This is a genomic window from Carnobacterium funditum DSM 5970 (assembly GCF_000744185.1).
In the GTDB taxonomy this organism is placed as follows: domain Bacteria; phylum Bacillota; class Bacilli; order Lactobacillales; family Carnobacteriaceae; genus Carnobacterium_A; species Carnobacterium_A funditum.
In genome coordinates this window covers 2,147,707-2,171,551 of sequence record NZ_JQLL01000001.1, presented here as the reverse complement: position 1 = coordinate 2,171,551, position 23,845 = coordinate 2,147,707, and the positions used below count along the sequence as shown (strand labels likewise).

At 36.3% G+C, this 23,845-nt stretch carries 21 protein-coding genes and 1 pseudogene; 8 read left to right on the top strand and 14 right to left on the bottom strand.

The genetic code is table 11. The annotated features are described in order from the left end of the window. Positions 1-800: 800 nt before the first annotated feature. Positions 801-1,352 carry a hypothetical protein gene (locus BR44_RS10150; RefSeq protein ID WP_034552450.1) on the top strand — a complete coding sequence of 184 codons (552 nt, stop codon included), beginning with the start codon at positions 801-803 and terminating at the stop codon, positions 1,350-1,352. 803 nt (positions 1,353-2,155) lie between these two features. Here the strand turns inward: BR44_RS10150 and BR44_RS10145 are convergent. Further along, positions 2,156-3,496, bottom strand: a complete 1,341-nt coding sequence (locus BR44_RS10145; RefSeq protein WP_034552447.1) for a sensor histidine kinase — start codon at positions 3,494-3,496, stop codon at positions 2,156-2,158. Further along, the gene (locus BR44_RS10140) at positions 3,493-4,176 is read right to left on the bottom strand and encodes a response regulator transcription factor (RefSeq protein ID WP_034552445.1); all 684 of its coding nucleotides are present in this window, start codon (positions 4,174-4,176) and stop codon (positions 3,493-3,495) included. The genes BR44_RS10145 and BR44_RS10140 overlap by 4 nt, the downstream gene beginning before the upstream one ends. Positions 4,177-4,325: 149 nt before the next feature. Between BR44_RS10140 and BR44_RS10135 the strand changes: the two genes are divergently transcribed. Both BR44_RS10135 and BR44_RS12230 read left to right on the top strand, forming a co-directional pair. Continuing rightward, positions 4,326-5,657, top strand: a complete 1,332-nt coding sequence (locus BR44_RS10135; RefSeq protein WP_034552443.1) for a ferredoxin reductase family protein — start codon at positions 4,326-4,328, stop codon at positions 5,655-5,657. 34 nt (positions 5,658-5,691) lie between these two features. Beyond that, positions 5,692-6,114: a cytochrome b5 domain-containing protein gene (locus BR44_RS12230; RefSeq protein ID WP_425393563.1), complete on the top strand. Its 423-nt coding sequence runs from the start codon at positions 5,692-5,694 to the stop codon at positions 6,112-6,114. A 323-nt stretch (positions 6,115-6,437) separates the two neighbouring features. On the opposite strand, the pseudogene BR44_RS11975 reads toward BR44_RS12230, so the two are convergent. The 4 genes and pseudogenes from BR44_RS11975 to BR44_RS11575 form a co-directional block, all read right to left on the bottom strand. Then, positions 6,438-7,136: pseudogene (locus BR44_RS11975) on the bottom strand (IS1380 family transposase); the annotation flags it as partial. 288 nt (positions 7,137-7,424) lie between these two features. Beyond that, positions 7,425-8,981, bottom strand: coding sequence for a glutamine-hydrolyzing GMP synthase (gene guaA / locus BR44_RS10120; protein ID WP_245592969.1), 1,557 nt, complete (start codon positions 8,979-8,981; stop codon positions 7,425-7,427). 131 nt (positions 8,982-9,112) lie between these two features. After that, positions 9,113-10,036, bottom strand: a complete 924-nt coding sequence (gene coaA, locus BR44_RS10115) for a type I pantothenate kinase (RefSeq protein ID WP_034552441.1) — start codon at positions 10,034-10,036, stop codon at positions 9,113-9,115. A gap of 330 nt (positions 10,037-10,366) precedes the next feature. Then, positions 10,367-10,645: a hypothetical protein gene (locus BR44_RS11575; RefSeq protein WP_156954959.1), complete on the bottom strand. Its 279-nt coding sequence runs from the start codon at positions 10,643-10,645 to the stop codon at positions 10,367-10,369. Between the two features lie 517 nt (positions 10,646-11,162). Between BR44_RS11575 and mvk the strand changes: the two genes are divergently transcribed. The 5 genes from mvk to BR44_RS10085 all read left to right on the top strand — a co-directional run bounded on the left by mvk (position 11,163) and on the right by BR44_RS10085 (position 16,394). After that, positions 11,163-12,095, top strand: coding sequence for a mevalonate kinase (gene mvk, locus BR44_RS10105; RefSeq protein WP_034552435.1), 933 nt, complete (start codon positions 11,163-11,165; stop codon positions 12,093-12,095). A gap of 1 nt (position 12,096) precedes the next feature. Continuing rightward, the gene (gene mvaD, locus BR44_RS10100) at positions 12,097-13,071 is read left to right on the top strand and encodes a diphosphomevalonate decarboxylase (protein WP_034552432.1); all 975 of its coding nucleotides are present in this window, start codon (positions 12,097-12,099) and stop codon (positions 13,069-13,071) included. A gap of 34 nt (positions 13,072-13,105) precedes the next feature. After that, positions 13,106-14,182 (top strand): phosphomevalonate kinase, encoded by a 1,077-nt coding sequence (locus BR44_RS10095; protein WP_034552430.1) that lies wholly within the window; start codon positions 13,106-13,108, stop codon positions 14,180-14,182. Between the two features lie 27 nt (positions 14,183-14,209). After that, positions 14,210-15,289, top strand: a complete 1,080-nt coding sequence (fni, locus tag BR44_RS10090; RefSeq protein ID WP_034552428.1) for a type 2 isopentenyl-diphosphate Delta-isomerase — start codon at positions 14,210-14,212, stop codon at positions 15,287-15,289. A gap of 109 nt (positions 15,290-15,398) precedes the next feature. Then, positions 15,399-16,394, top strand: a complete 996-nt coding sequence (locus BR44_RS10085; protein ID WP_034552426.1) for an acrylyl-CoA reductase family protein — start codon at positions 15,399-15,401, stop codon at positions 16,392-16,394. A gap of 80 nt (positions 16,395-16,474) precedes the next feature. On the opposite strand, the gene BR44_RS10080 is transcribed toward BR44_RS10085, so the two are convergent. From BR44_RS10080 to codA, 8 genes are all read right to left on the bottom strand, one after another. Then, on the bottom strand, positions 16,475-17,302 hold the full coding sequence (locus BR44_RS10080) for a GNAT family N-acetyltransferase (RefSeq protein ID WP_051912689.1): 828 nt from the start codon (positions 17,300-17,302) through the stop codon (positions 16,475-16,477). 37 nt (positions 17,303-17,339) lie between these two features. Beyond that, a complete protein-coding gene (locus tag BR44_RS10075) occupies positions 17,340-17,876 on the bottom strand; it encodes an acyl-CoA thioesterase (RefSeq protein ID WP_034552423.1) in 537 nt (178 codons plus the stop codon). 225 nt (positions 17,877-18,101) lie between these two features. Beyond that, entirely contained in the window at positions 18,102-18,278 is a 177-nt protein-coding gene (locus BR44_RS11970; protein WP_245592968.1) for an AzlD domain-containing protein, read from the bottom strand. Continuing rightward, a complete protein-coding gene (locus tag BR44_RS11965; RefSeq protein ID WP_245592967.1) occupies positions 18,279-18,560 on the bottom strand; it encodes a hypothetical protein in 282 nt (93 codons plus the stop codon). Between the two features lie 119 nt (positions 18,561-18,679). Continuing rightward, positions 18,680-18,982, bottom strand: a complete 303-nt coding sequence (locus tag BR44_RS11960; protein WP_245592966.1) for an AzlC family ABC transporter permease — start codon at positions 18,980-18,982, stop codon at positions 18,680-18,682. Positions 18,983-19,453: 471 nt separating this feature from the next. Then, positions 19,454-20,755: a pyrimidine-nucleoside phosphorylase gene (locus tag BR44_RS10050; RefSeq protein WP_034552418.1), complete on the bottom strand. Its 1,302-nt coding sequence runs from the start codon at positions 20,753-20,755 to the stop codon at positions 19,454-19,456. Between the two features lie 122 nt (positions 20,756-20,877). Then, on the bottom strand, positions 20,878-21,549 hold the full coding sequence (rpiA, locus tag BR44_RS10045; protein WP_034552416.1) for a ribose-5-phosphate isomerase RpiA: 672 nt from the start codon (positions 21,547-21,549) through the stop codon (positions 20,878-20,880). Between the two features lie 1,008 nt (positions 21,550-22,557). After that, the gene (gene codA, locus BR44_RS10040; RefSeq protein ID WP_034552414.1) at positions 22,558-23,829 is read right to left on the bottom strand and encodes a cytosine deaminase; all 1,272 of its coding nucleotides are present in this window, start codon (positions 23,827-23,829) and stop codon (positions 22,558-22,560) included. Between the last annotated feature and the right edge of the window lie 16 nt (positions 23,830-23,845).

Below are 23,845 nucleotides of genomic sequence, written 5' to 3'. Positions count from 1 at the left end.
CGAATTCGTAATAATGTCAACCGTACGGATTTCATTCTATCTTATAAGGAGGCTTCAATAACTTAAAGCCAATCTATTTAGCTATAATTATAGAATCTTAAATAGGCTATGTGCCTCCCCTTTAAAGCAAACTAATAAAAAAAATAATCCCTATTCCAAATGAAAACGAATTAGGGTTTATCTCTGTTTTTCTATCTATAAAAATTCTTATTATCTACATTCCCACCAAAATCAAACGGGTGGAGAGAATGTACTCTGTCATTTATTGCAGGCAGCACTCCAGCAACACCAAAAAAATAGATTTAATGGTATCGTCAATTTTTCATTAATAGGTACTTGTTCTACAGATTCTAGTATTTTTACAAGTTCTAGTGCCTTTAATAGGTTTTGGATAAGGCTAAATAAAAATAGAACCTGTTATCCTCTGCTATTGTAGGGTACTTATTATTGTTTAAAAACAAAAACTAATTATTGAAGATTTTCGAAGAAGAATTAAAAAAATGAGTTTTCGCGAATTATTTCATACACTAAAACAAAAAAACTCTATTATTTTATATGAAAATCAACAACTAGATTTAGGATGGAACTACAGCTTCATTTTTTTAACGGTTAATTTAAATTATTCTACTATTATGGAGCGCTATAAATCAAGTACAGTTTGCGGGGAAAAAAAGTACTAATAATTAATGAGAGAGCAATTATAAGATTATTATCTTTGTAAATTGAATTATAACATGCTAAATTTATTACGGAAAGTAAGATTCTATAAAAAAATTGCGCTATCTAAGGAGGAGTATAAATTGAATGTATTCAAAATGTCAGCACTCACCATTGCGTGCATCTTTATTTTAGGAGCTTGTGGTACTGAAGAAACTAGTAATAATGATTCTTACCCGGAGGTAGTAGAAAGCGAATCCATTACCCCCAAAGAAGATGGATTAGATAAATTAGATCAATCAACGACTGATGAGTTTGCTAAAATTGGAAGTGTAGAAGAAATTGATTGGGAAAAAATAAATCTTAACAAGCGTCAGTTTAAAGAATACATAGAATCTTTGGATGAACGAGAAGTTGGTAATAATGTAGATAGCGAAGATTCTCCTAAAATTGTTTCATCGTTAATGACTGATGATAACACTATCGAATTGGTCATTAGTAACTCAGATAAATCTGAAATGAGTGAAATAACAAATGGCTTCTTCACTCTTATTATGGATAGTTTTAGTAGACAATTATACTTAAACTCAGATTTTTATGATGGAACTACTCACCCGACTATCATAATTAAAGATGATGAAGATCATATTATTTCAGATGCAACAGATTTCATTAAAATGGAGGATACAGAATAATGAATAAATTTAAATATATGATTTTATTAGGATTTCAAGTCTCTTTTTAGTCGCATATGGGAAATCTTCAGACGTTACCGTAAAAAGTATCAATGCTAATTCTGCTACTACTGAAGAAGTTTCTAGTGAGGCAGAATCAATAAAAAAGGCTAGCATACCAAAATAGAGAAGTACCCTGTTCCTATTGGAGAATCTGCAGCGTGGGATGTTATATATTACGATAATGACTCTAGTTCTGTAGCAGGAACAGTCACCACTAAAATTTCTAATGTCGTACGTGGTGAAGAAGCTCTAAACCAATAAATTAGTGATTTGGAAATTTGAAGTAAAATAAGAGAATCTAACAAACGAATAACCTGAACGAAGTAAAAAATACACAAATTATTATTTTTTGAAGAAGTATGAATCATTCAGATTTAGGTTTAAATATTAATTTTTCTAGTGTTGGTTAAAGATGATGTCCATCGACATCATGCTATTGACGCTTTGATCGTTATGGCTATTGGTCAGATACCATTATTTAAGTAATTTGAACCACACTTCTTTTAGCACCGAAGGCCTTACAGTTGATTCCGATACTGGTGAAATTCTGGATAAAGACCACATGTTTGATAATAAATCGTTAATATTTACCAGCCAATTAAGAAATTATGGAAACCAAATTAAGTATTCACATAAAATTGACCCTGAACCCAATCAATCTTACAAATAGAACACAGGGCTGTATCAAATAAGGCAGCCCCGTTTTTTTATAGTTGATTCGCACTGTGGAATAAAGTACACTGCCTACTTCACAAAATTGGTCAATCATTCATCCTCGGGAACAGGATAAAGAATGTCGTTTCTTTTCCTAGAATACTTTGTAGTTTGATTTCTCCGTTATGTGCATGCATGATATCTTGACAGATGGCCAAGCCTAAACCAGTCCCTCCAATTTCGCGTGAGCGATCAGTATCGATGCGGTAAAACCGGTCAAAGATGAGCGGCAGATGTTCCTCGGCAATACCCTCCCCGTAATCAGTAATCGCCATGATAACTTTTTCATTTTCATAGTAGGTACGCATCAGAATCGGAGTCTTTTTATCGGAATGGAAAATAGCATTCTGGACGATATTTAAAATGACCTGTTCTATTTTGTTGCGGTTCATCAAAACATTCGGTACCTCGCCTAACCTCAGTTTGATTTCCCGGCCTTCTTGAATCATCTTCAACAAGGGAAAAAGTTCTTCTAGAACATCATTCAGGTTCAATTCGGTTTTACCCATCTCTACCTTTCGATCCAACTTTGATAATTCCAGCAGTTCGTTCACAATATTCGTCAAGCGTTTCGTCTGATCAAGCATACTTTCTAGAGAATAGCGTATCCTCTCGGGGTTATCCAGTTTACCTCGCAACAGAATTTCTGAATAGCCTCGGATTGTCGTTAGCGGCGTCTTTAGTTCATGTGAAGCATCGGAAACGAATTGTTGTAACTTACGCTGATTCTCTTCAATAGTTTGAAAAGAATCATGTAACCTTGCTTTCAACTCATTAGTCGAATCAACTAGTTTGGCTATATCCGCTTGAGCATCAGCGATAACAATGGGCTCATCCAAATTGCTGACGACAACTTCAGAAACCGATGCAATGACGCGATCCAAGGGATCCAACGTTTTCCGCAACATACGTTTATAGACTAGCCAGGCTAGCAAAAGGATAATAATGCTGGCAATTACATAAATAATCAACTGCGTAAACATCAACTCCAACGACTCATGGATGGAATAGATGACTTCAATCGTCCCGATTGCTTTCCCTTCATAATAAACAGGTTCAGTGTACGTCGCGGTCTGTTTGTCCTTTAAAAATACTCGATTGATGTGAATCATTTGCTTTTCCCCGGAGCTTGCATAAAAAATGATGTTCGCATCTGAAATCATATCCTCGGCAAGCTCTGTCGCCTTTTCAGCCAACGGCTCTCCTTCACCGAACAGATTTTTGGTTTGCTGTAGGGCATGCAAGTAGCTGGTCACTTCCGATTTCCTCTGATTTTCCCTATAGAGATAGATTAAGCTCGTCTGCAAAAAACCAATAATCACCAAAAACAACAGCAACAGCAGCATACTCCTCTGGAACAGTTGCTTGCTCAAGTTTTTCATTTTCATCCTTCCACATCCAATTTATAACCGAATCCGCGCTCAGTTTTTATGTAACAGTGCTCTGTATCCTGCAGTTTTTCTCTTAAGTTGCGGACATACACCTCTACTACATTCGAACTGCTGAAATAATCATAACCCCAGACTTGATTCATGATTGTTTCTTTTGAGATGACGATGTTCACGTTATCAAACAGCAAACACATTAGTTTATACTCCGTGGGTGTCAAATCGAGTTTTTTATCTTTAAACATAATCTCATGGCGGCCATCATCGACGGAAAAGGGACCTTTGCAGATAACTGAGTTCTTTTGCGGAAAGCGACTATTCAAGCGGACCTCCATCCGCATCAGCAACTCCATAAAACTGAAGGGTTTGGCCAGATAATCGTCCGCCCCGATTTTCAGCCCTTTTACGGTATCTTCCGCTTGGCCCTTCGCGGTCAGCATAATAACGACGACCTCGTATTTCTGCTTCAGCATGCGACAACATTCGTAGCCATCCATGCCTGGCATCATAACATCCAAAATGACGATGTCGCAAGGATTTTGATGCATTTTCGTCAATGCTGACAAGCCATCTTTTGCGGTTTCGACACTGTACCCTTCGTCTTCCAAGCCCATCGTTAAAAAATCACGGATGTTCTGTTCGTCATCCACCACCAAAACACGCGTTTGTTTCCCGTTCATTGTGTCCACCTCTTTATTTTATTATATCACGTTTTAACTTCCTGATTGAACGGAAATGTCATCTTCAGCTAACTTTCAGCTAACCTTCATGCTGCCCTAAACTTTCTTATCTATACTGAATATAAATAAGAAAAACGGAGGAAATACTTATGAAAAGAAAAGTAATCCAAATTATGATTCTCGCTGTTTATTTCTTGAGCCCCTTGCCCATTGCCTTCATCTCGCTAAAGGGTCTAAACTTCAGTATCGCAGCACCCGCTTTTATTGGAATCATCAGCTACACTTGGTTGTTGTCTGAACTGATAACGGCCGCAAGACCTAAATTCATCGAAAAACATTTTAGTCTGGATAAATTCCATCGTTTCCACGGCATCATGGCCATCGTCGCTTTGGCGCTTGGCATGTTGCATAAAGAATGGGCCAGTCTTGCTTGGGGAGAGTTCGAATTTTCGACTGTCTTTGGAGATTTTGCCATCATGCTATTCTTACTGTTGACCGTCTTATCTGTGCTTTTCATGACTGGCTGGCTACGAAGAATCAAAATAATAAACGTAGTGTTGGATACATTGGGAAATTTCGCATTCGCTAAATACGGAACTATGAAATTTCTGCATAATTTTACTATTGTTGCCATTATCTCACTATCTGTACATGTCATCACCATCGCCTATGTTGTTCGGGCCGATATGACGTTGACTATGATGTACGCCCTTTATTTCATCGTATCTTTGAGCTTCTATGTGTACCATAAGCTAATCAGACGTTTTCTATTAAATAAAAATATTTATACCATAACCAGTGCAGTGAATGAAACTGACCAGCTTGTCAGCTTGACGCTGGAAGCCGAAAACGGACAGATTTTTGATTACAACGCCGGACAGTTCATCTATTTAAGGGTCAAGGATGAAAAATACACTTTTGAAGAACACCCTTTTTCTCTGACTTCCGCACCCGAAAATCCGCATGTTCTTTCCGTATCCATCAAAAATTCCGGGGATTACACGCATATCATCCAACATATCAAGGTTGGAACGAAAGTGACCGTCGAAGGTCCTTATGGTGGGTTATGGCAGCCACTGGAAGACATCCAAAAAACGGAAAAAAGCTTAGTGCTGATTGCTGGAGGTGTTGGTGTTACACCTATGTTGAGCATCTTGGAAAGCCTTCGCCAAAAAAAATTCAAAAATAAAACAGTACTCATCTGGAGTTTGCGCAACGAGAATGAACTTGCCTATGCAGCGGAACTAGCTTCTTTCCAGAAAGATATGCCCAATTTCATATTCGTTCCTTTTTATTCAACCAAGAACGGTTACTTGAATGCAGAAAAAACGGAAACTATTTTCGAAGCGACTAAAGTTCCCTGTTCGACTAGCGAGTTTGTTCTCTGCGGTCCCAAAAAGTTTATGCATACCATTGAATCAGCGCTAGTTTCCAAAAATGTTTCAAAACAAAAAATTCACTTCGAATCATTTGGATTATAAAAAATGATAAGAATCAAAAAAAGGAGAACCAAAAATGAAAAATAACAATAAATTAAAAATGATTATCTTCTTACTAGGTGCATCCTTACTTTTCGTGGGATGCGGGACGACTCAGAAAACTACTATTGAGAAGGCTTCTACCAGTAGTGCTGCCAGTTCAGTTGTTTCATCCTCGGAAGCTACACCTTCATCCGACATTGCTTCATCTTCTGGTACCCAATCGAATACAAAAAACTTTACCCTTGATGAATTATCGCAATATGATGGAAAGAACGGGAATGATGCCTATGTCACCGTTGACGGCAACGTCTACGATGTCACCCATGTGGATAAATGGCAGAACGGAAATCATTATGGCGTACAAGCGGGTACCGACTGCACAACCGCCATCAACAGTTCTCCGCACGGCAGCTCCGTGTTAAATGGTCTGCTGATTGTTGGAACATTGGTTGAATGATCTAACAAGCATTCATGAAACTGCATGATAATAAAAGTAGCCGTTGGTCAATTCTGTGATATGAATTGGTCGGTGGCTACTTTTATTAATACTATCAGTCCTGATTGATTCATACTTCTTCAAAAAATAATAATTCGTGTATTTTCCACTTCTTTCAGGTCATTCGTTTGTTAGATTCACTTATTTTACTTCAAATTTCCAAGTCATCAATTTTTTTGTCGGGAAATCAAGAATTTTAGACACACTGACCCTTTGAAATTAGCTTTTTTTTTAAACGTTTGAACAGCATAAAATTTTTGATATTCTTCACACAGCTTATATCATTCAGGAGTTACAAAACCACTATCTGCACGTACTAGAATAGAGCTTACAGGTACGATTTCTTGATAATGGTCAAAAAGTGGCCGGACAAAATCTGCAACACCATTGACTGTGTAAACGTTACAAGAACGAAGTTCTGCTTTCAAAAAGTCACCGGTCAGACCTTCAAAAGCAACAAGCGGATGATAGCCATTCGTTTGGTAATGGGCGTTATACCCCGATGTTTCCTGATTGCCAAAGGTATCCGAATGTGTTGAGTCTAGATCGAAAATCATTTCAGTTGTATTACGCGCAGTATGTGCTTTATCCATCAGGATTTGATTGACTTCTTATAATCGAGAAATATTTTTCTGACTTAACCAATCCTATAAACGAGAAATAAACGGTTGTGAAGCAAGCTGCTCTTTAGCTAATAAGTTCTGAAAAATGGGATCTTTTGATAAAACGTCAGCCGAAGAATCCGTTTGATATCCAGCAATTAATTGGAAAATGATTTGTTCAATGATTGAATGATTAGCATGATTATAGTAAAGTCAATTCTCATTAATAGTGAGGTTTTGTTTCAAAAAGTTAGAAAAATTAATGTTGTGCATGAACTCCTTAACTAATATCAACCCAGAATCTGAGGATAAATTACCACCAGAGTGAAATACCGTAATGTTTGAATTGAAAGGCAAACGATTTTTATGCAAAGTTTCCATAAAGAGAACCCCTTTCTTTGGTTATGTTTAGTCGCTTTAACCCTAGCAGATTCAGGTTCTTTTTGCTCTCCCAAAGGGTGCTGCGAAAATTAACGAAAACTAGCATTAGAACAGTTTTTCTAGAGCATTTCATAAAAAGTATGAATTATTCAGGATATAGTTATCTATAAAAAAACAAGATATGGCCAAACAATTAAACGATTTACAAATTACGTCCCATTTAAGTCCAGTGCAATAAAAAAACCTGTTAGAACGTTGAATTACCAACGTCTAACAGGTTTTCTATTTTCATTCCCACTCGATAGTAGAAGGTGGTTTGCTCGTTATGTCGTACACGATACGGTTAACGTGAGCAACTTCGTTTACGATACGGACAGATATTTTTTGCAAGACATCCCATGGGATACGAGCAAAATCACTTGTCATACCGTCGATTGAAGTAACCGCACGAACACCAACAGTGTAATCATACGTCCGTCCGTCGCCCATCACACCAACACTACGGATACCAGGTAAAACGGTAAAGTATTGCCACACGTCACGATCAAGTCCAGCTAATGCGATTTCTTCACGTAGAATAGCATCACTTTCACGTACGATTTCTATTTTTTCTTCAGTTAGTTCGCCAAGTACACGAATACCTAATCCAGGACCTGGGAATGGTTGACGCCATACTAAGCTTTCTGGCATACCTAATTCAATTCCTAATTCACGTACTTCATCTTTAAATAACGTGTTCAATGGTTCAATTAATTTGAATTGCATGTCTTCAGGAAGTCCGCCAACGTTATGGTGTGATTTGATGGTTTGAGCTGTATCTGTTCCACTTTCAATCACATCCGTATAAAGGGTGCCTTGCGCTAAGAATTCAATCCCTTTTAGTTTTGTTGCTTCATCATCAAAAACATAAATAAATTCATTTCCGATAATTTTACGTTTTTGTTCTGGGTCACTAACACCAATTAGTTTATCCATGAAGCGTTTTTTAGCGTCTACTCTGATGACATTTAAACCAAATTTACCTTCTAAACTATCCATAACTTGATCGCCTTCATTTTTACGCAATAGGCCGTGATCAACAAAAATACACGTCAATTGCTCTCCAATAGCTTTTTGCAATAAGACTCCTACAACACTTGAGTCTACTCCGCCAGATAAGGCTAATAAGACATTTTTAGTCCCAACTGTTTCACGAATTTTTGCAATTTCAATATCGATAAAGTTACTGATGCTCCACGTTCCTTTGCAATCACAAACAGAAAAAGCAAAGTTTTTTAGCATTGCATTTCCTTGTTCCGTGTGACGTACTTCTGGATGGAATTGAACCGCATGAAAATTCCTTTTCGAATCAACCATCGATGCAATTGGGCAATGTGGACTCGTTGCTGCAACTTCAAAACCTGTCGGAACTTGAGTGACTAAATCGCCATGACTCATCCAAACGGTCTCTTCTTTTGCTAAACCTTTAAATAAAGGGGCCTGAGCATTCGTTATTTGAATACCAGCTTTTCCATATTCACGATTTGAACTGGCTTCTACTTTTCCACCTAGTGCAGTTGTCATCAGCTGCATGCCATAACAAATGCCTAAGATAGGAATTCCCAGTTCAAAGATAGCAGGATCAACAGAATAAGCACCGTCATCGTATACACTCATCGGTCCACCTGAGAAAATAATGCCTTTTGCATTCATATTGCTTAGCTCTTTTGCTGTTACTTTGTGAGAAATCAGTTCAGAAAACACACCGAATTCTCTAATACGACGTGTAATTAATTGATTGTATTGACTTCCAAAATCAAGCACTACAATCTTTTCAACATTTGTTAAATCAGTCGTTATTGCCACGCAGTTCACCCCATCTATTTTTCTTTTTTTTACAGTTCGTTATCTATTTTAAGTATAATTCTCTGTTACGCTTCATTGTATCGACTCTGAGTAGACAAATCAATATGTCGAAAACGCTTTTCTGACTTTTTTTAATATTTCCGAAGTAATAAACGGTCAATAAAATGATTTCCACTTTTATGCAAGATTAAATCTGCCCGATTTCGGGTTGGCATAATAAATTCAGTTAAATTTTTTAAATTCACTTTTTCCCAGATGCCTCGAGCCATTACAAACGCATCTTCTCGATCACCTTGAGCATAAGGGTAATAATAGTTGCTTGGATCTGTAAATGCAGTATCCATTAATGTACCAAATCGCTCTAAATACCATTTTTCAATCTGTGCAGGCTCAGCATCAACATAGATAGAGAAATCAAAAAAATCACTGATGTAAATTTGCTCATTCGCTGGCAATTGAAGTATGTTGATGCCTTCTACTATTAGAATATCCGGTTGATTTAATACATGAAACTTATTTTCAATGATATCGTATATTTGATGTGAATAAACCGGAGAAAAAACATTTTCTTTTCCGTTTTTCACATCCCCTAAAAAGGTGATCAATCGAGCCATATCATAGCTTTCAGGAAAGCCTTTGCGATTTAGTATATTGTCTTTTCGTAATCGTTCATTGGGATAAAGGAACCCATCTGTAGTAATCATGTCGACGGTTTTATTTTTATATACACGAGAAAGCAACGTCTGTAGCAAGCGTGCAACGGTACTCTTTCCAACTGCAACACTTCCTGCTATCCCAATAATATAAGGTTTTTTTACAATCTTTTGCCCTAAAAAATCGTTCTTTTTTGCTTGTAAATGCTCATATTGACGAATATAGACATCCAGTAATTGGATGATTGGTACATAAACTTCTTCGACATCTAATAAAGAAATGCGGTCATTTAGACCCGTTAACTCTGCTAATTCTTGATGACTCAATGGCGCAGCAGTATTCTTATTTAATTCTTTCCATTCATCCCGTTCGATAATATGAAATGTTGCTGATTCTTTCATGCAGTGGACCTCCAAGTTCTTTTAAACTTCTGTATGATTATAACAAATAATCTGTACTAATTATAGCAATCTCTTAAATCCTTTTTATTGAACATGTTATCTTTAAGGAATCTTAACTAGTCAATGCAAACTTATTTAGTGTAATATGAGATTGTTAGGAGTCTTATTCTTTTTATTTTTCAAAAGATTCATTTATTAGTATCAATTGGAGGTTTAACCGAGTAGGAGAAAAAAACTGATTGAAATCTGGGGAGATATCACAGCTATACGCAGTTTAGTTTTAGCCATTTTATTCTCAAAGTTCAAAACAGTGGTTGCTTTTTTATTAGCTCAAATGGTTCTTGCTTCCTGATTAGTCTTTTTGTTGTGTCCTTTTATTGAATTTATTCCCGGAACGAATGAAACGCCGGTTCTTTTCCCTGTGTCGTTAGCACTAGTTTTAATAGGGACACAGCTTATCATTATTTCAACTTTTTTCGTTTCAACTATTATAACCTTAAATTTAAAGACTGCTATGCCAACTGCATTAGTTGGTTTGCCAGGTAGTGTTTTATCTAATCCAATGATTGAGCATGCTCTTTTCTTGAAGAACAGAGGCCTATCTGTCATGACTACCAAAAAAATGGCGGCTGGTTCCTTAATCAGAACGGCTATCTCTAGCCCTAGATTACTTTTGATTGCTACTTGCTACTTGCTACTTGCTAGGCAAATTTTGCTGCTATTGTCCAGCCTTATGCTGCTCTATTATTTATTGTTGACGCTCTATTTTTATCTTTAATTGGTAAAAATGAACGTTTAGCTTTGTTAAGTATTATCCTTTTGACTTTATTATTCCAATTACGCTAACGCAATTTCTCATTTTGTGTGAACTAAAGTATCTCACGAAGCTGTTCTTGGACTATTCATCTCATTTATTTTATTATTGGCTTATGTGGATGAAAGTCTTATCCATATTTCCAGGATTTTATTAATTGGAATCATCTGTGGTTCATTACATAAGTTAGCTGTTCGTTATGGTATACAAGGTATGCCTCTATAGGATACTGCACCATAGATTATTGAAAAATTAGCGAACTTATCGATAAAAATGAAAAAACTAAAAAAATATCAGAAAAGGAGGTGTCTTATGAGAGCAACTGGTATATCGAACGGAAAAATTATTTTAATGGGAGAACATTCTGTAGTTTATGGTGAACCTGCTATAGCGATCCCGTTTCTTGCTACAGCGATTGAAACGACGATTGAAACGACGAATGGACCGGTTACGTTAGATTGTTTTTTTTATAAAGGACCGCTATCTACAGCTCCTGAGCGCTTATTAAATTTGGTGACTGTGATTGTTGAAACGGTTAAAAAGTTAAATAAACCCCTCGAAAACTTTGATATTACTATCACGAGTACAATCCCTGCTGAAAGAGGAATGGGATCTAGTGCCGCAGTTGCTGTCGCGACAATACGTGCCTTGTTTCATTACTTTGACGAGTCATTATCTAATTCAGTATTGCTACAACTAACGAATATCTCTGAAACAATCGCACATAATAATCCGAGCGGTTTGGATGCTGCCATGACTAGTGGTCAATCCCCTCTTTATTACATTAAGGGGCAAGATTTTCAGTTTTTCCCACTTAGAGTCACAGCTTACTTAGTCGTAGCCGATACTGGTATTACCAGTCAAACAAAAGAAGCTGTCGAAAACATTGCAGAATTGTATCAATCTGCTCCCAGAGAAACAGATTTAGCTATAAAAAAATTAGGGCTATTAGCTAATCAAGCTAAATGGGCTATTGAACAAGACCAACCAATTGAATTAGGAACGTTTATGACCCAAGCTCATGAACAACTCGACTCTTTAGGCATCAGCAATCAAGAATTAAACCACCTTGTTCATACTGCACTAGATTCAGGAGCTATAGGTGCAAAATTAACAGGCGGTGGACGTGGTGGTTGTATGATTGCCTTAGCCAAAAATGAAGATAATGCTATTCAGTTATCCAAAGCTTTGTTACAAGCAGGAGCTAACCATACATGGATTTATAACATGAGAAAGGACGAGTGAGATGACTGAAAAAAAAGTTCGAGCACATACGAATATTGCTTTAATAAAATATTGGGGAAAACGTGATGAAAAGCTTATTTTGCCAGCTAGCAGCAGCCTTTCTCTGACGTTGGATGCTTTTTACACAGATACTTCGGTTGTATTTGATGATGCTTGTCAAAAAGATACTTTCTACTTAAATGATGTCTTGCAAAATGAAATAGCCACAAAAAAAGTTAGTCAATTTTTAGATTTATTTAGAGAAACTGCCGGCATCCATTCTCCTGCGTTGATTAAAAGTACTAATTTTGTCCCTACAGCCGCTGGTTTAGCTTCTTCAGCATCCGGTATGGCTGCTTTAGCTGGAGCTGCTAACTTAGCGAGTGGTCTCCATTTAACTAATCGCGAATTATCTCTGTATGCACGTAGAGGGTCTGGATCAGCTACCCGCAGTATTTATGGAGGATTTGTTGAGTGGCAGATGGGCACTTCTTCAGCTGACTCGTATGCAGTTCCAATTGATGACGCTGATTGGGATATTGGAATGCTAGTCGTTGTTGTTAATAGCAGACAAAAAGAACTATCTAGTCGCGAAGGAATGAAAAGTACAGTAGAAACCTCTCCTTTTTATTCAGGATGGTTAGAGAGTACAACCAAAGATTTAAGTGAAATAAAAGAAGCCATCCGCTCACGTGATTTCCAAAAAATGGGCGAAATAACCGAAAGTAATGGCATGAAAATGCATGGGACGATGTTAGGCGCTAACCCTCCTCTTTCTTATTGGGAACCAGATAGTGTGGTTGCGATGCAGTTAGTCCGTCAGTTACGTCAAGAGGGTATGCCTTGTTACTTTACAATGGATGCTGGTCCTAATGTGAAAGTTCTTTGTCGCTTAACAGATAGTGAGAAAATAAAAAAAAGATTTGCAGATTTTTTTAACCCTAATCAATTAATTGTTGCTAAGCCTGGTGAAGGACTTAAAATTCTATCAGAGTAATGATGAGTATTAACTTTCAAAGGAGGAAGACTAAATGATAGAAGTTTCAGCACCTGGTAAGCTTTATATTGCGGGTGAATATGCAGTGGTCGAACCTGGTCATCCAGCTATCATCGTAGCAGTTGATCAATTTATTACTGTCTCACTTGAACAAACAAAAAACGTTGGCAGTATTACGTCCTTTCAATATGGAAACCTCCCTATTTTGTGGAGAAGACATCATGACCAATTGGTATTAGATAAACGAGAAAATCCTTTTCATTATATTTTAGCCGCTATCACAGTAACAGAAAAATATGCTAAAGAACTAAATAAAGAACTTTCTTTATTTAGTTTGACTATTGATAGCGAGTTGGATAGTTCCAACGGTCGAAAGTACGGACTGGGTTCGAGTGCAGCTGTAACCGTTGCTACCGTTAAAGCGTTGTGTCAATTTTATGAATTAGAAGATACAGACGAATTGGTTTTTAAACTTGCAGCATTAGCTCATCTTTCTGTTAAAAGTAACGGTTCTTGTGGCGATGTGGCTGCAAGTGTTTATGGAGGTTGGATAGCTTTCACTACTTTTGATCGTGAGTGGGTTACAGCCCAACAAAACGAGCGAAAGTCTTCTATCAAAGAGTTAATTGATAAAGATTGGCCACTGCTTTCTATTACACCTTTAACCCCTCCTCGTGACCTACGTTTAGTCATTGGTTGGACAGGTTCTCCCGCTTCTACTTCAGATTTAGTCGATGAAGTGACTAATCAAAGAAGCCGAGATCAAAACGCATATGAACAGTTTTTAAAAGAAAGTAAACAGTGTGTTAATCTAATGGTTCAAGGATTCCAAAATAATAACATTGGCCTTATCCAAGAACAAATCAGAACAAATCGTGAACTATTGATCAAAATGAGTAAAGACACTGGTGTAGTCATTGAAACGCCTGCCTTAACTCGATTATGCACTGTTGCCGAATTGTACCACGGGGCGGCAAAATCTTCTGGTGCAGGTGGAGGCGATTGTGGCATTGTGTTATTTAATCGCAAAGAAGGTCTATTGCCATTGATGACCGCTTGGGAGGAAGAAGGCATCACCAATTTGCCATTACACGTTTACAACAATAAATAACTAGTGAAAAAAGAAAGGATGATCCTCATGAAACCTGCAAATAACCGAAAAAATGAACATGTTTCGTTAGCAATGAATTTTTTTCAAGAATCCGCTAAATCAGATTTTGATGCACTCCATTATGTTCATCATTCTTTCCCTCAAATGTCTGTTGAAGAAGTTGATCTTTCAACCTCTTTTGCAACATTCCAACTAGATTTCCCTTTTTACATCAATGCCATGACCGGTGGCAGTGATTGGACAAAAAAAATCAATAAAAAGCTAGCTACCGTTGCCCACGAAACCGGAATTGCTATGTCTACAGGTTCAGTCAGTGCAGCTTTAAAAGATCCTACTGTTAAAGATAGCTTCACGATTATAAGAGAAGCTAACCCATCTGGTCTTGTATTTGCTAATCTAGGAACCGGTCAATCAGTTGAGAATGCAAAAAAAGCTGTAGACTTATTAAATGCCGATGCCTTACAAATCCATATTAATGCTCCACAAGAATTGATTATGCCTGAGGGCGACCGTGATTTTTCTAATTGGTTAGACCAGTTGTCTGCCATCTCTTCTGCTTTAGATGTTCCAATTATTGCTAAAGAAGTCGGCTTTGGTATGAGTCGTGAAACCATCGAATTAATTTTGTCCACTGGTGTGAAAACGATTGATATCAGTGGTAAAGGCGGAACAAATTTTGCTCAAATTGAAAATTACCGTCGTACAACAAATAAAATTGATTACTTAGAAAATTGGGGTCAATCCTCTGTTATCTCATTACTTGAAGCACAAGATTACTTGGCAAAAGCCAACATTCTGGCTTCAGGTGGAATTCGTCATCCGTTAGATATCATAAAGGCTCTTTCTCTAGGATCTAAAGCGGTTGGTATCTCTTCATTGATCTTAAATATGGTCATTAAAGAGGGTGTTGGGGGGACAATCAACCAAATCAATGACTGGAAAGATAACCTAAAGTCTATTATGACTATGTTAGGAAAAAATAGTATTTCTGATTTACAACAAAGTGATCTAATTATCACTGGAGAAGCAAAAGACTGGTGTTTGGCACGTGGGATAGATTACACTCGCTTTGCTGTTCGTTCGACAACAAAGAATCAAAAAACTTGATACAATCATTTTGATTCTTTGTATCAAGTTTTTTGCTTTTTTTATTTGGATTTCCACTGGAAGTCCTGTAACATGTAAGTATCTAAATAAATGAAATGAGGTTTAATCTATGAAATCTTTTCCAGCTTTTATTGCAAAAGAAGAAAACAACACGATTGTTTCTGATATTCAAATGATTAATAAAGAAGATTTACCTGCAGGAGATGTTCTAATTGAAGTTCATTATTCCGGTGTCAATTATAAAGATGCATTGGCAGCAAAAATGGGTAGCGGCGTTGTAAGACAGTATCCCCTTACTTTAGGTATCGATTTAAGCGGAATAGTCGTTGAATCAGCTGTGCCGGAATTTAAAATAGGCGATCCTGTTATTGTCACAAGCTATAAATTAGGAGTCGCACATGATGGCGGATATAGTGAGTATGCTCGAGTTCCAAGTGATTGGGTTATTCCTTTGCCAGATGGATTGACCTTAAAAGAAGCGATGATTATCGGAACTGCTGGTTTCACAGCTGCTCAGTCTATTGACGCATTAGAATCTGCGGGTCTTTGTCTTGGACAAGGAGATGTCTTAGTTACTGGAGCTACTGGTGGTTTAGGAAGTATGGCTATTTCTATGCTGACTAAACTTGGTTATTCTGTCGCCGCTGTTTCTCGTAAAAAAGAAAAATCAGCGAATTATTTACATGAACTGGGTGCAAAATCCGTTTTATCTGTCGCTGATATTCAGTTACCAAAGCCAAAACCATTAGCCAAACCACGTTGGTCAGCCATTATTGACCCAGTTGGTGGGCCTCAATTAGCCACTTTATTAGCTCAATTGAACTATAGTGGTGCTATTGCATTAAGTGGCAATGCAGGGGGACTAAATTTTGCAGCAACTGTTTTACCTTTTATCTTACGTGGCGTAAAATTAATTGGGATAGATTCTGTTGAATGCCCTGCCGAGTTAAGAAAACAGCTATGGCAAAGACTTGCAACAGATATGAAGCCTGATGGTTTGGCTAATATGGTTGATCAACAAATTAATTTAACTGACTTACCTGCAGCTTTTTCTAAAATTTTAGCCGGTGAAATGAATGGTCGTACTCTAGTAAAAATAAAATAAAAAACGTAAAAAAGATTGAGAAAAAAATATCTCAATCTTTTTTACATTCACACAAATTAATTAAATCCCTATCTATTCCTTTAGCTAATGAGTTCTTGAAAAATATTTTTTTTAGTCTCTTCTTTCTTTGCTTTTAGCATACTCCAATTTTTGGTTGTATCATGGTAACCTAACCGGTGATAAATGCTTCCAGCTGTAGGATTATGGTAAAATAAACAAGCTTTTTTATCATTTTCTAAACAATGTTGCGTAAGATAAGCTGTGATTATTGTAGCATATCCCTTGCCCTCTTCAGTTTTCACCGTACCTATGCGAGTAAGCATTGCAGCTTGGGAACTTTCTGCTGATACTCTTCCTGAAGAAATAATTTGATTGTGTTCATTTTTAATTATTTTTATGATTACATCTTTACTTGCTAACATTTCGGATAACACCATTTCTGATTCCGAAGGTTCTTCAAAACATTGATTTTGCCAGATAACATAAGCTGGAATATCAGCTTTTTCTAACTCCTCTACAAGAGTCATAGATTGCGGTTGCCCTAGTAACTCTCTACAGACAGAGATAACCGTTTCAGTCACTTCTAATTCTGGGAAATAATCAATATATTGATCAACTACTATTTTCCCACCACTGATTACTTTAATTTCGTCTAAACTTTGTAACAAGGGCAAGAATGTATCAAACCCAGAAAATTCTTCACCATGAACCGGTATAGCAATATCTTTATACCGTAATAATACTCCTTCAATTCCTTCAAGCTCATTCGTATACGCCCAAATATCTTGATCTAAAGAATCAAATCCGTATTTTTCTATATCTGCAACAACAAATAAATTTGTTATTGGGTCCTCCGCTAGAAAATCGAGAATCAAGCCCCTCTGGTTTTCAGTACATTTATATATCAAGATTCTGCCTCCTAATGAAATCTTTTCACTTACTATTTTATTCTTCCCATACTGCTGAATAGGAAATGACATTTGCAAATTGTTCGTTGAATTCACGATTTAAAAGACGTTTTTCATGACGCTTTTCGTATCCACTACATACCAATTTTTCTTCTTTAGTTGTTGGTTCGATTATTGGAACCACAACAGTAGGGTTTGTTTCACTTTTCATTGAAACAAACGTACTAAAACTTGTTGCTGCTAAATATCGTTCACCGGTCATAAGATCTTCTCCCATAATTTTACAAAAAACCTCCATAGATGATTTCCCTACACCTGATACATAGCTTTCAATGCAAACAGAATGATTGCTTGGCAGTGGATGCAAAAAATCTAGGGAATCAACTGATGCTGTCACTGTTATCCCTCGTGAATGACGAGCAGCTGAAATAGAAGCTGTATTATCAATCCAACTCATCAGATTCCCCCCAAATAAGGTTTGATGATGATTCAAGTCAGATGGCAATACCCGATGTGTTTGGATTACTTTTGATTCAATGCATTTTTTAGTTACACGATTTTTAAATTCAGACATATCTTTCCTCCAATAAACCTGTTTTATTTATTTTAGACTCCATTGCATCTCATTATAACATGTTTCTTTTAGGTGAAACATGCAGAATAATTTAGCTAAGATAGATAAAAAAAGTCAGGCTTAAAATTCCTATGATCATCGACAATAGCAAGCTTTTAGTATAATAGGCAACAAGTGCTGTTAGAATAGATGGTACTAATTTTAAACTTGATAAGGGATTAGGGTTTAAGTTCCCATTCCAGAAAGAATTAAAGCTGAGAAAATAGAGACAGGGATAAATGACATCCATTTGGCAAGTTTTTCTGGAATAGTTCGTTTACTTAAAACAAGCATTGGCAGCATTCTCGGTATGTAAGTCACAACGGCCATCCCAAAAATTAACATCCACGGATTTAATTTCATTTATTCTACCGCCTCCTTTATTTTTCGTCCATCCCTATAATTATCTACCCGGTAACCAAAAAATGATGCTATTATGGCAGCAATGACTAATGCACTATTGTGGTGCAAAATTCCCATTAAAACCACGGATAAAATTCCAGCTACTAATCCGACAAAAATAAAAAGTTTTGAGACAAATTGATTCATTAACAAAGCTATAAATAGTGCAATTAATACATCATTCATAATCGTTGTATCGATTGCTAAGGTGCTACCTAGCCATCCTCCAATGAGGGTACTCATACGCCATGTTAAGTAAGCTAATACATTTGTTGCTAGTGCTTGATACTCTGACTACTCATGATTTTTAAATTGATTATAATTTATAGCCTATGCTTCATCTGCTAAGGTATGACTAAAAATCAAAATAAAAGGAATGGAACTTTTATTAAAAAATTAGCTAAGCTAGAGCTCATTAATAAGTGTCTCAAGTTCAAGAAAAAAACCATTATGATGAATGTTGATGCTGTTGCACCCCTTACCATCATTGAAGCTGCCATGAATTGAGCGGCACCTGCAAATACGACCAAACTTATTAACACTAGAGCTGGAATGCTAAAACCTGAATCAAATAATAGTATGCCACAAGCTAATCCTAAAGGTATGTATCCTAACATAACAAGAAAAATGATTTTGAATCCATCTTGCCAATCTTTTCTTCTCATTATTTATCCCCCTTAAGTCAAAAATAGTAAAGGGCATTATACCATAAGACCTCATCGTTCTATCCTCTATTTTTAATTTAACGATAAAATTTTTTTGTTATCTGACAGATTATATTGTACTGTTAAATCTATTTTGCTATGCTTAGTGTAATAAAACAGTCAAACTAAAAAGAGGGTTAGACCCAATCATGATAAAACGGTTTACATTTGGTGTTTTTTTTACTAGTTGTCTTTATTTTATAATTTATCTTGTTTCGTCTACGTTTCGTTTAGTTGTTTTAAGTGGTGGAATTTGGGCCTACTTTCATGTTTTCATGAGCATTATTTTATTTACAGGTTTATTTTTATTTACTGTTTTAGTTCTTCGGTACTTATTTGTTGAATAGAAGGTAAAAAGACCAGTTGGTTAAACCATTTAAAAATGGTTTAACCAACTGGTCTTTTATTTAACATCCTATTACAGTCAACGTTCTAATCAAGAATGACTTCATGAATCAGTTGAATAGGTTCAGCTTTATCTGAAATTGTAATATTTTCTTGGATTTTATTTTCTACTGGGGTCGTTTCTGATTGATTACTGTAAATGGTGACTAATGTGTCTCCTTTTTTAACTTTTTCTCCAACTTTCTTGCGCAACATTAGACCAACGGCTAAATCAATTTTGCTTTCTTTGTTTGCTCTGCCAGCTCCTAACATCATCGCTGCTATCCCAATTTCATCTGCATTGATCTGAGAAACAACACCATCACGGCTAGCTGTTACTTCTTTCTGATAAGCCGCTTGCGGAAGGCGTTCAGGGTGATCAATGACTGAAGTATCTCCACCTTGTGAAGCAACAAAAAGTTTGAATTTCTCCAATGCTTTACCATTATTTAAGTTTTCTTCTAATAATAATCTTGCTTCAGCCAAGTTATTTCCTATTCCTGCTAAATGAACCATTTGGCTTCCTAATGTCAAACACAAGTCAATTAAATCTTCTGGTCCATGTCCTTCTAATGTTTCAATAGCTTCTTTTACCTCTAATGCATTCCCGATAGCGTATCCTAAAGGTTGGCTCATATCAGAAATAACAGCCATCGTTTGACGCCCAACTAAATTTCCGATTTTTACCATGGCATGCGCTAATTCTCTTGCATCTTCTTCTGTCTTCATAAATGCACCAGCACCGATTTTCACGTCTAAAACAATCGCATCTGCTCCGGCTGCTATTTTTTTACTCATAATTGAACTTGCTATCAACGGAATAGATTCCACCGTTCCTGTAACATCACGTAAAGCATATAATTTTTTATCAGCTGGGGTTAAATTGCCAGATTGACCCACTACTGCTACTTTATTTTTGTTTACTAAATCAATAAATTTCTCTTGTGTCAATTCAACAGTAAACCCTGGAATAGCTTCTAATTTATCAATTGTTCCACCAGTATGTCCTAACCCGCGCCCACTCATTTTCGCAATAGGTACTCCTAAACTAGCTACTAACGGTGCTAATACTAACGTTGTTGTATCACCCACTCCGCCTGTTGAATGCTTATCAACTTTTACACCATGAATAGCAGATAAATCAATTTTTTCACCTGAATTTACCATACTCATCGTTAAATCACTTCGTTCATGATCATCCATTCCTTGGAAATAAATGGCCATAGCCATAGCACTCATTTGGTAATCAGGAATTTCACCCGTTGTGAATCCTTCTATCATAAAGTTAATTTCTTCTGTTGTTAATGATTTACCATGTTGTTTCTTAGCGATTAAATCCACTATCCGCATATCTGTCTGTCTCCTTTAATTCGTTTTATTCTATTATTTTACCACACTTTACCTTGTTAACGGTTTCAATAATCTAAAATGACAAACTCACTCAGGAATTTACCATCAAATCCTTATAATCCTTACCTAACATCTAAAACTTCTACAGCATTTTCATGTCCTACAATGACTGTATTGACCATATCTAAAAATAAACCGTGTTCAACAACGCCTGTCAGTCCATCTAACCATGTAGCTAACTCATGGGGATTTTCAATGCTCTCTAAATGTAAGTCAATAATGTAATGTCCACCGTCTGTTACATAATTTTTTTTTGATTCGTTCAAACGCAATTCTGGATGAAGATTTTTTGATTCAAACAAACGAAAAAGTTGCTTGTAACCAAACGCTACAATTTCAACCGGTAAAGGAAAGGTGCCAAGTGTTTTCACCATTTTACTATCATCAACAATCCAGATAACTTTTTCGCTATTATTTGCGACTAACTTTTCGAATAATAAGGCTCCACCGCCACCTTTGATACCTTGGTAATTTTCACTTACTTCATCTGAACCATCAATCGTCAAATCAATTTTAGCTACGTCATTTAAGTCGACCAACGGAATATTTAATGTCTCTGCTTGCTCTTTAGTACGAGTAGATGTGGTCACTCCTGTGATAGTCAATCCTTTTTCAACTCTTTTGCCAAGTGCTTCAACTAGATAGTAAGCTGTCGATCCTGTCCCCAACCCAACAACCATTCCGTCTTTAACATACTCTGCAGCTTTTTCTCCAACCATTTGTTTAACATTCATTCTATTTCCTCCTCAATTTCGTCATTTCTTTCTGCAAAAAAATAAACTAATCTGAAAAATAGGTAGACTCTTTATTTATTCAAAATTATTGCTTTCAATTGCTTTCAATTGCTTTCAATTGCTTTCAATTGCTTTCAATAGAAACTATACTAGATGACCTAGCTAATAGTCCCTTATAAATACTCACGCTAGCAATCATCTTTTAGCGAGTTCAACATTATACTCTTTTCTATGCGTTTTATTTTTTGTAGATAAAATTCCTAAAGATAAACATACGGTAAAGATCATCGTTCCAATTAAGATGGCTATTAAGCGCCTATTCTGTTGCCAGACATATTGGGTAGCTAAACCGGCAGTTGCATCGATTCCTACGAACAGTAAACCTTTTTTTACTCTCTTTTTTTTTCACTTTTTTCACTTTTCTGCCTCAATTTTTTTTAAAATACTGTGTCCAACTTTGTTTTTGAAAAGAGGCATTTTAATTAGAGAAATAGTATTTATAGAAAAACCTTCTATGTTATTTTACCATTTTTTTTAGTTAGAATGCAATGTCATCCGTTTATTTTCTTTGAACTGATCTTCCTCATTATTACTATTTATCCTTTTATTATAAACCTGAATTTTTCATAGTATTTTTTTTAGAAGCATTTCTATCACTGTGAGGAAACAAAATTTTAGCGTGCAAATTCATAAAATAGATGGTTAACCACTCTTTTTTTCTTCGCTCTGACTTGTCCATTTAAAAGAAGGGCGTACCGTGATTAACAAGTTTCTCCATTGAGAAACTGAAAAGTAAGGTCCTAATTGATTGTTCCTAGATTCCGATACAATCTATCAATCATTCAAGTTAAAATTTAAAAAACCTACAAGAAAAAAACTGAAGTCGTTTTCTTGTAGGTTTTATTCTTTTGATTTCTGGCTATAGCATTAGCAAACCTTCTTACCCATCAGAATAAGTAGAGCTTCTATTGCTTTATCTTTAGTATTGCTAATCTAGTTGTTTTCTTTTTATTTTGAAAAAGTGATTTCTTCTAGTCCTTCAATATCCACAACAGAAACAGCTGGTGTAGTCTGGGAAATACTATTTCCGTTACGAATAGAATGCAAGACAACAGCCTGTCTTCTTACTGCTTCATAACCACTATCTGCATCTAAAATAATTAAATTTCCTGGTTTGCCAACTTCAATACCGTACTTATCTTGTATATGCATGGCTTTGGCACTATTTGTACTAATCAAATTGAGCGAGTCATTAATTTCATCATACCCCATCATTTGACCTACATGCAGACCCATGTGCACTACTTGTAACATATTGCCAGTTCCTAAAGGATACCAAGGGTCAAAAATATCATCATGTCCAAAAGCGACATTCATTCCAGCAGCTAGTAATTCTTTCACACGAGTTAGTCCTCTTCTTTTCGGATAACTATCAAATCGTCCTTGAAGATGAATGTTCACTAGTGGATTTGAGATGAAATGGATACCGGATAGTTTCAAAATATGAAATAACTTTGAGGTATACGCATCATTATAAGAGCCCATCGCAGTTGTATGGCTAGCAGTAACTTTATCTCCAATACCATATTCATAGGCTCGTGTAGCTAGAACTTCAAGAAAACGAGATTGCTCGTCATCAATTTCATCACAGTGAACATCGATTAAGACATTATATTTTTTAGCTAGTACAAAAATTTGATTGATAGACTCGACACCATATTCACGGGTAAATTCATAATGTGGGATCCCACCTACGACGTCAGCTCCTAATTTTAATGCTTCTTCTAGTAAACCAAGTCCATTAGGATAAGATAAAATTCCTTCTTGTGGAAAGGCTACAAGCTGGATTGTCACATATTCTTTCATTTCTTCACGGAGTTCAATCAGTGCTTTCAGTGCTGTCAACGAAGGATCGGTTACATCTACATGCGTTCGTACGAATTGAATCCCGTTGGCAATTTGCATCTTTAATGCTTTACGTGCTCTGGTTTTCACGTCTTCAATCGTAAGAAATTGTTTTCTTTCTGACCACGTTTGGATGCCCTCAAATAATGTTCCACTTTCATTCCAACGAGGCTCTCCCGCTGTTAAAACTGAATCTAAATGAATGTGTGGTTCAATAAATGGAGCTGAAATAAGTTTGCCTTTGGCATCCACTACATCGTGCCCTTCAGCTTGGCTATCATCAATACTATCTTCGATACGTGTAATCATTCCTTCTTCAATTAAAATATCTTGCTGTTTCTTTTGATCGTAAAGTAATCCATTTTTTATTAACACTAGTTATTCTCCTTTT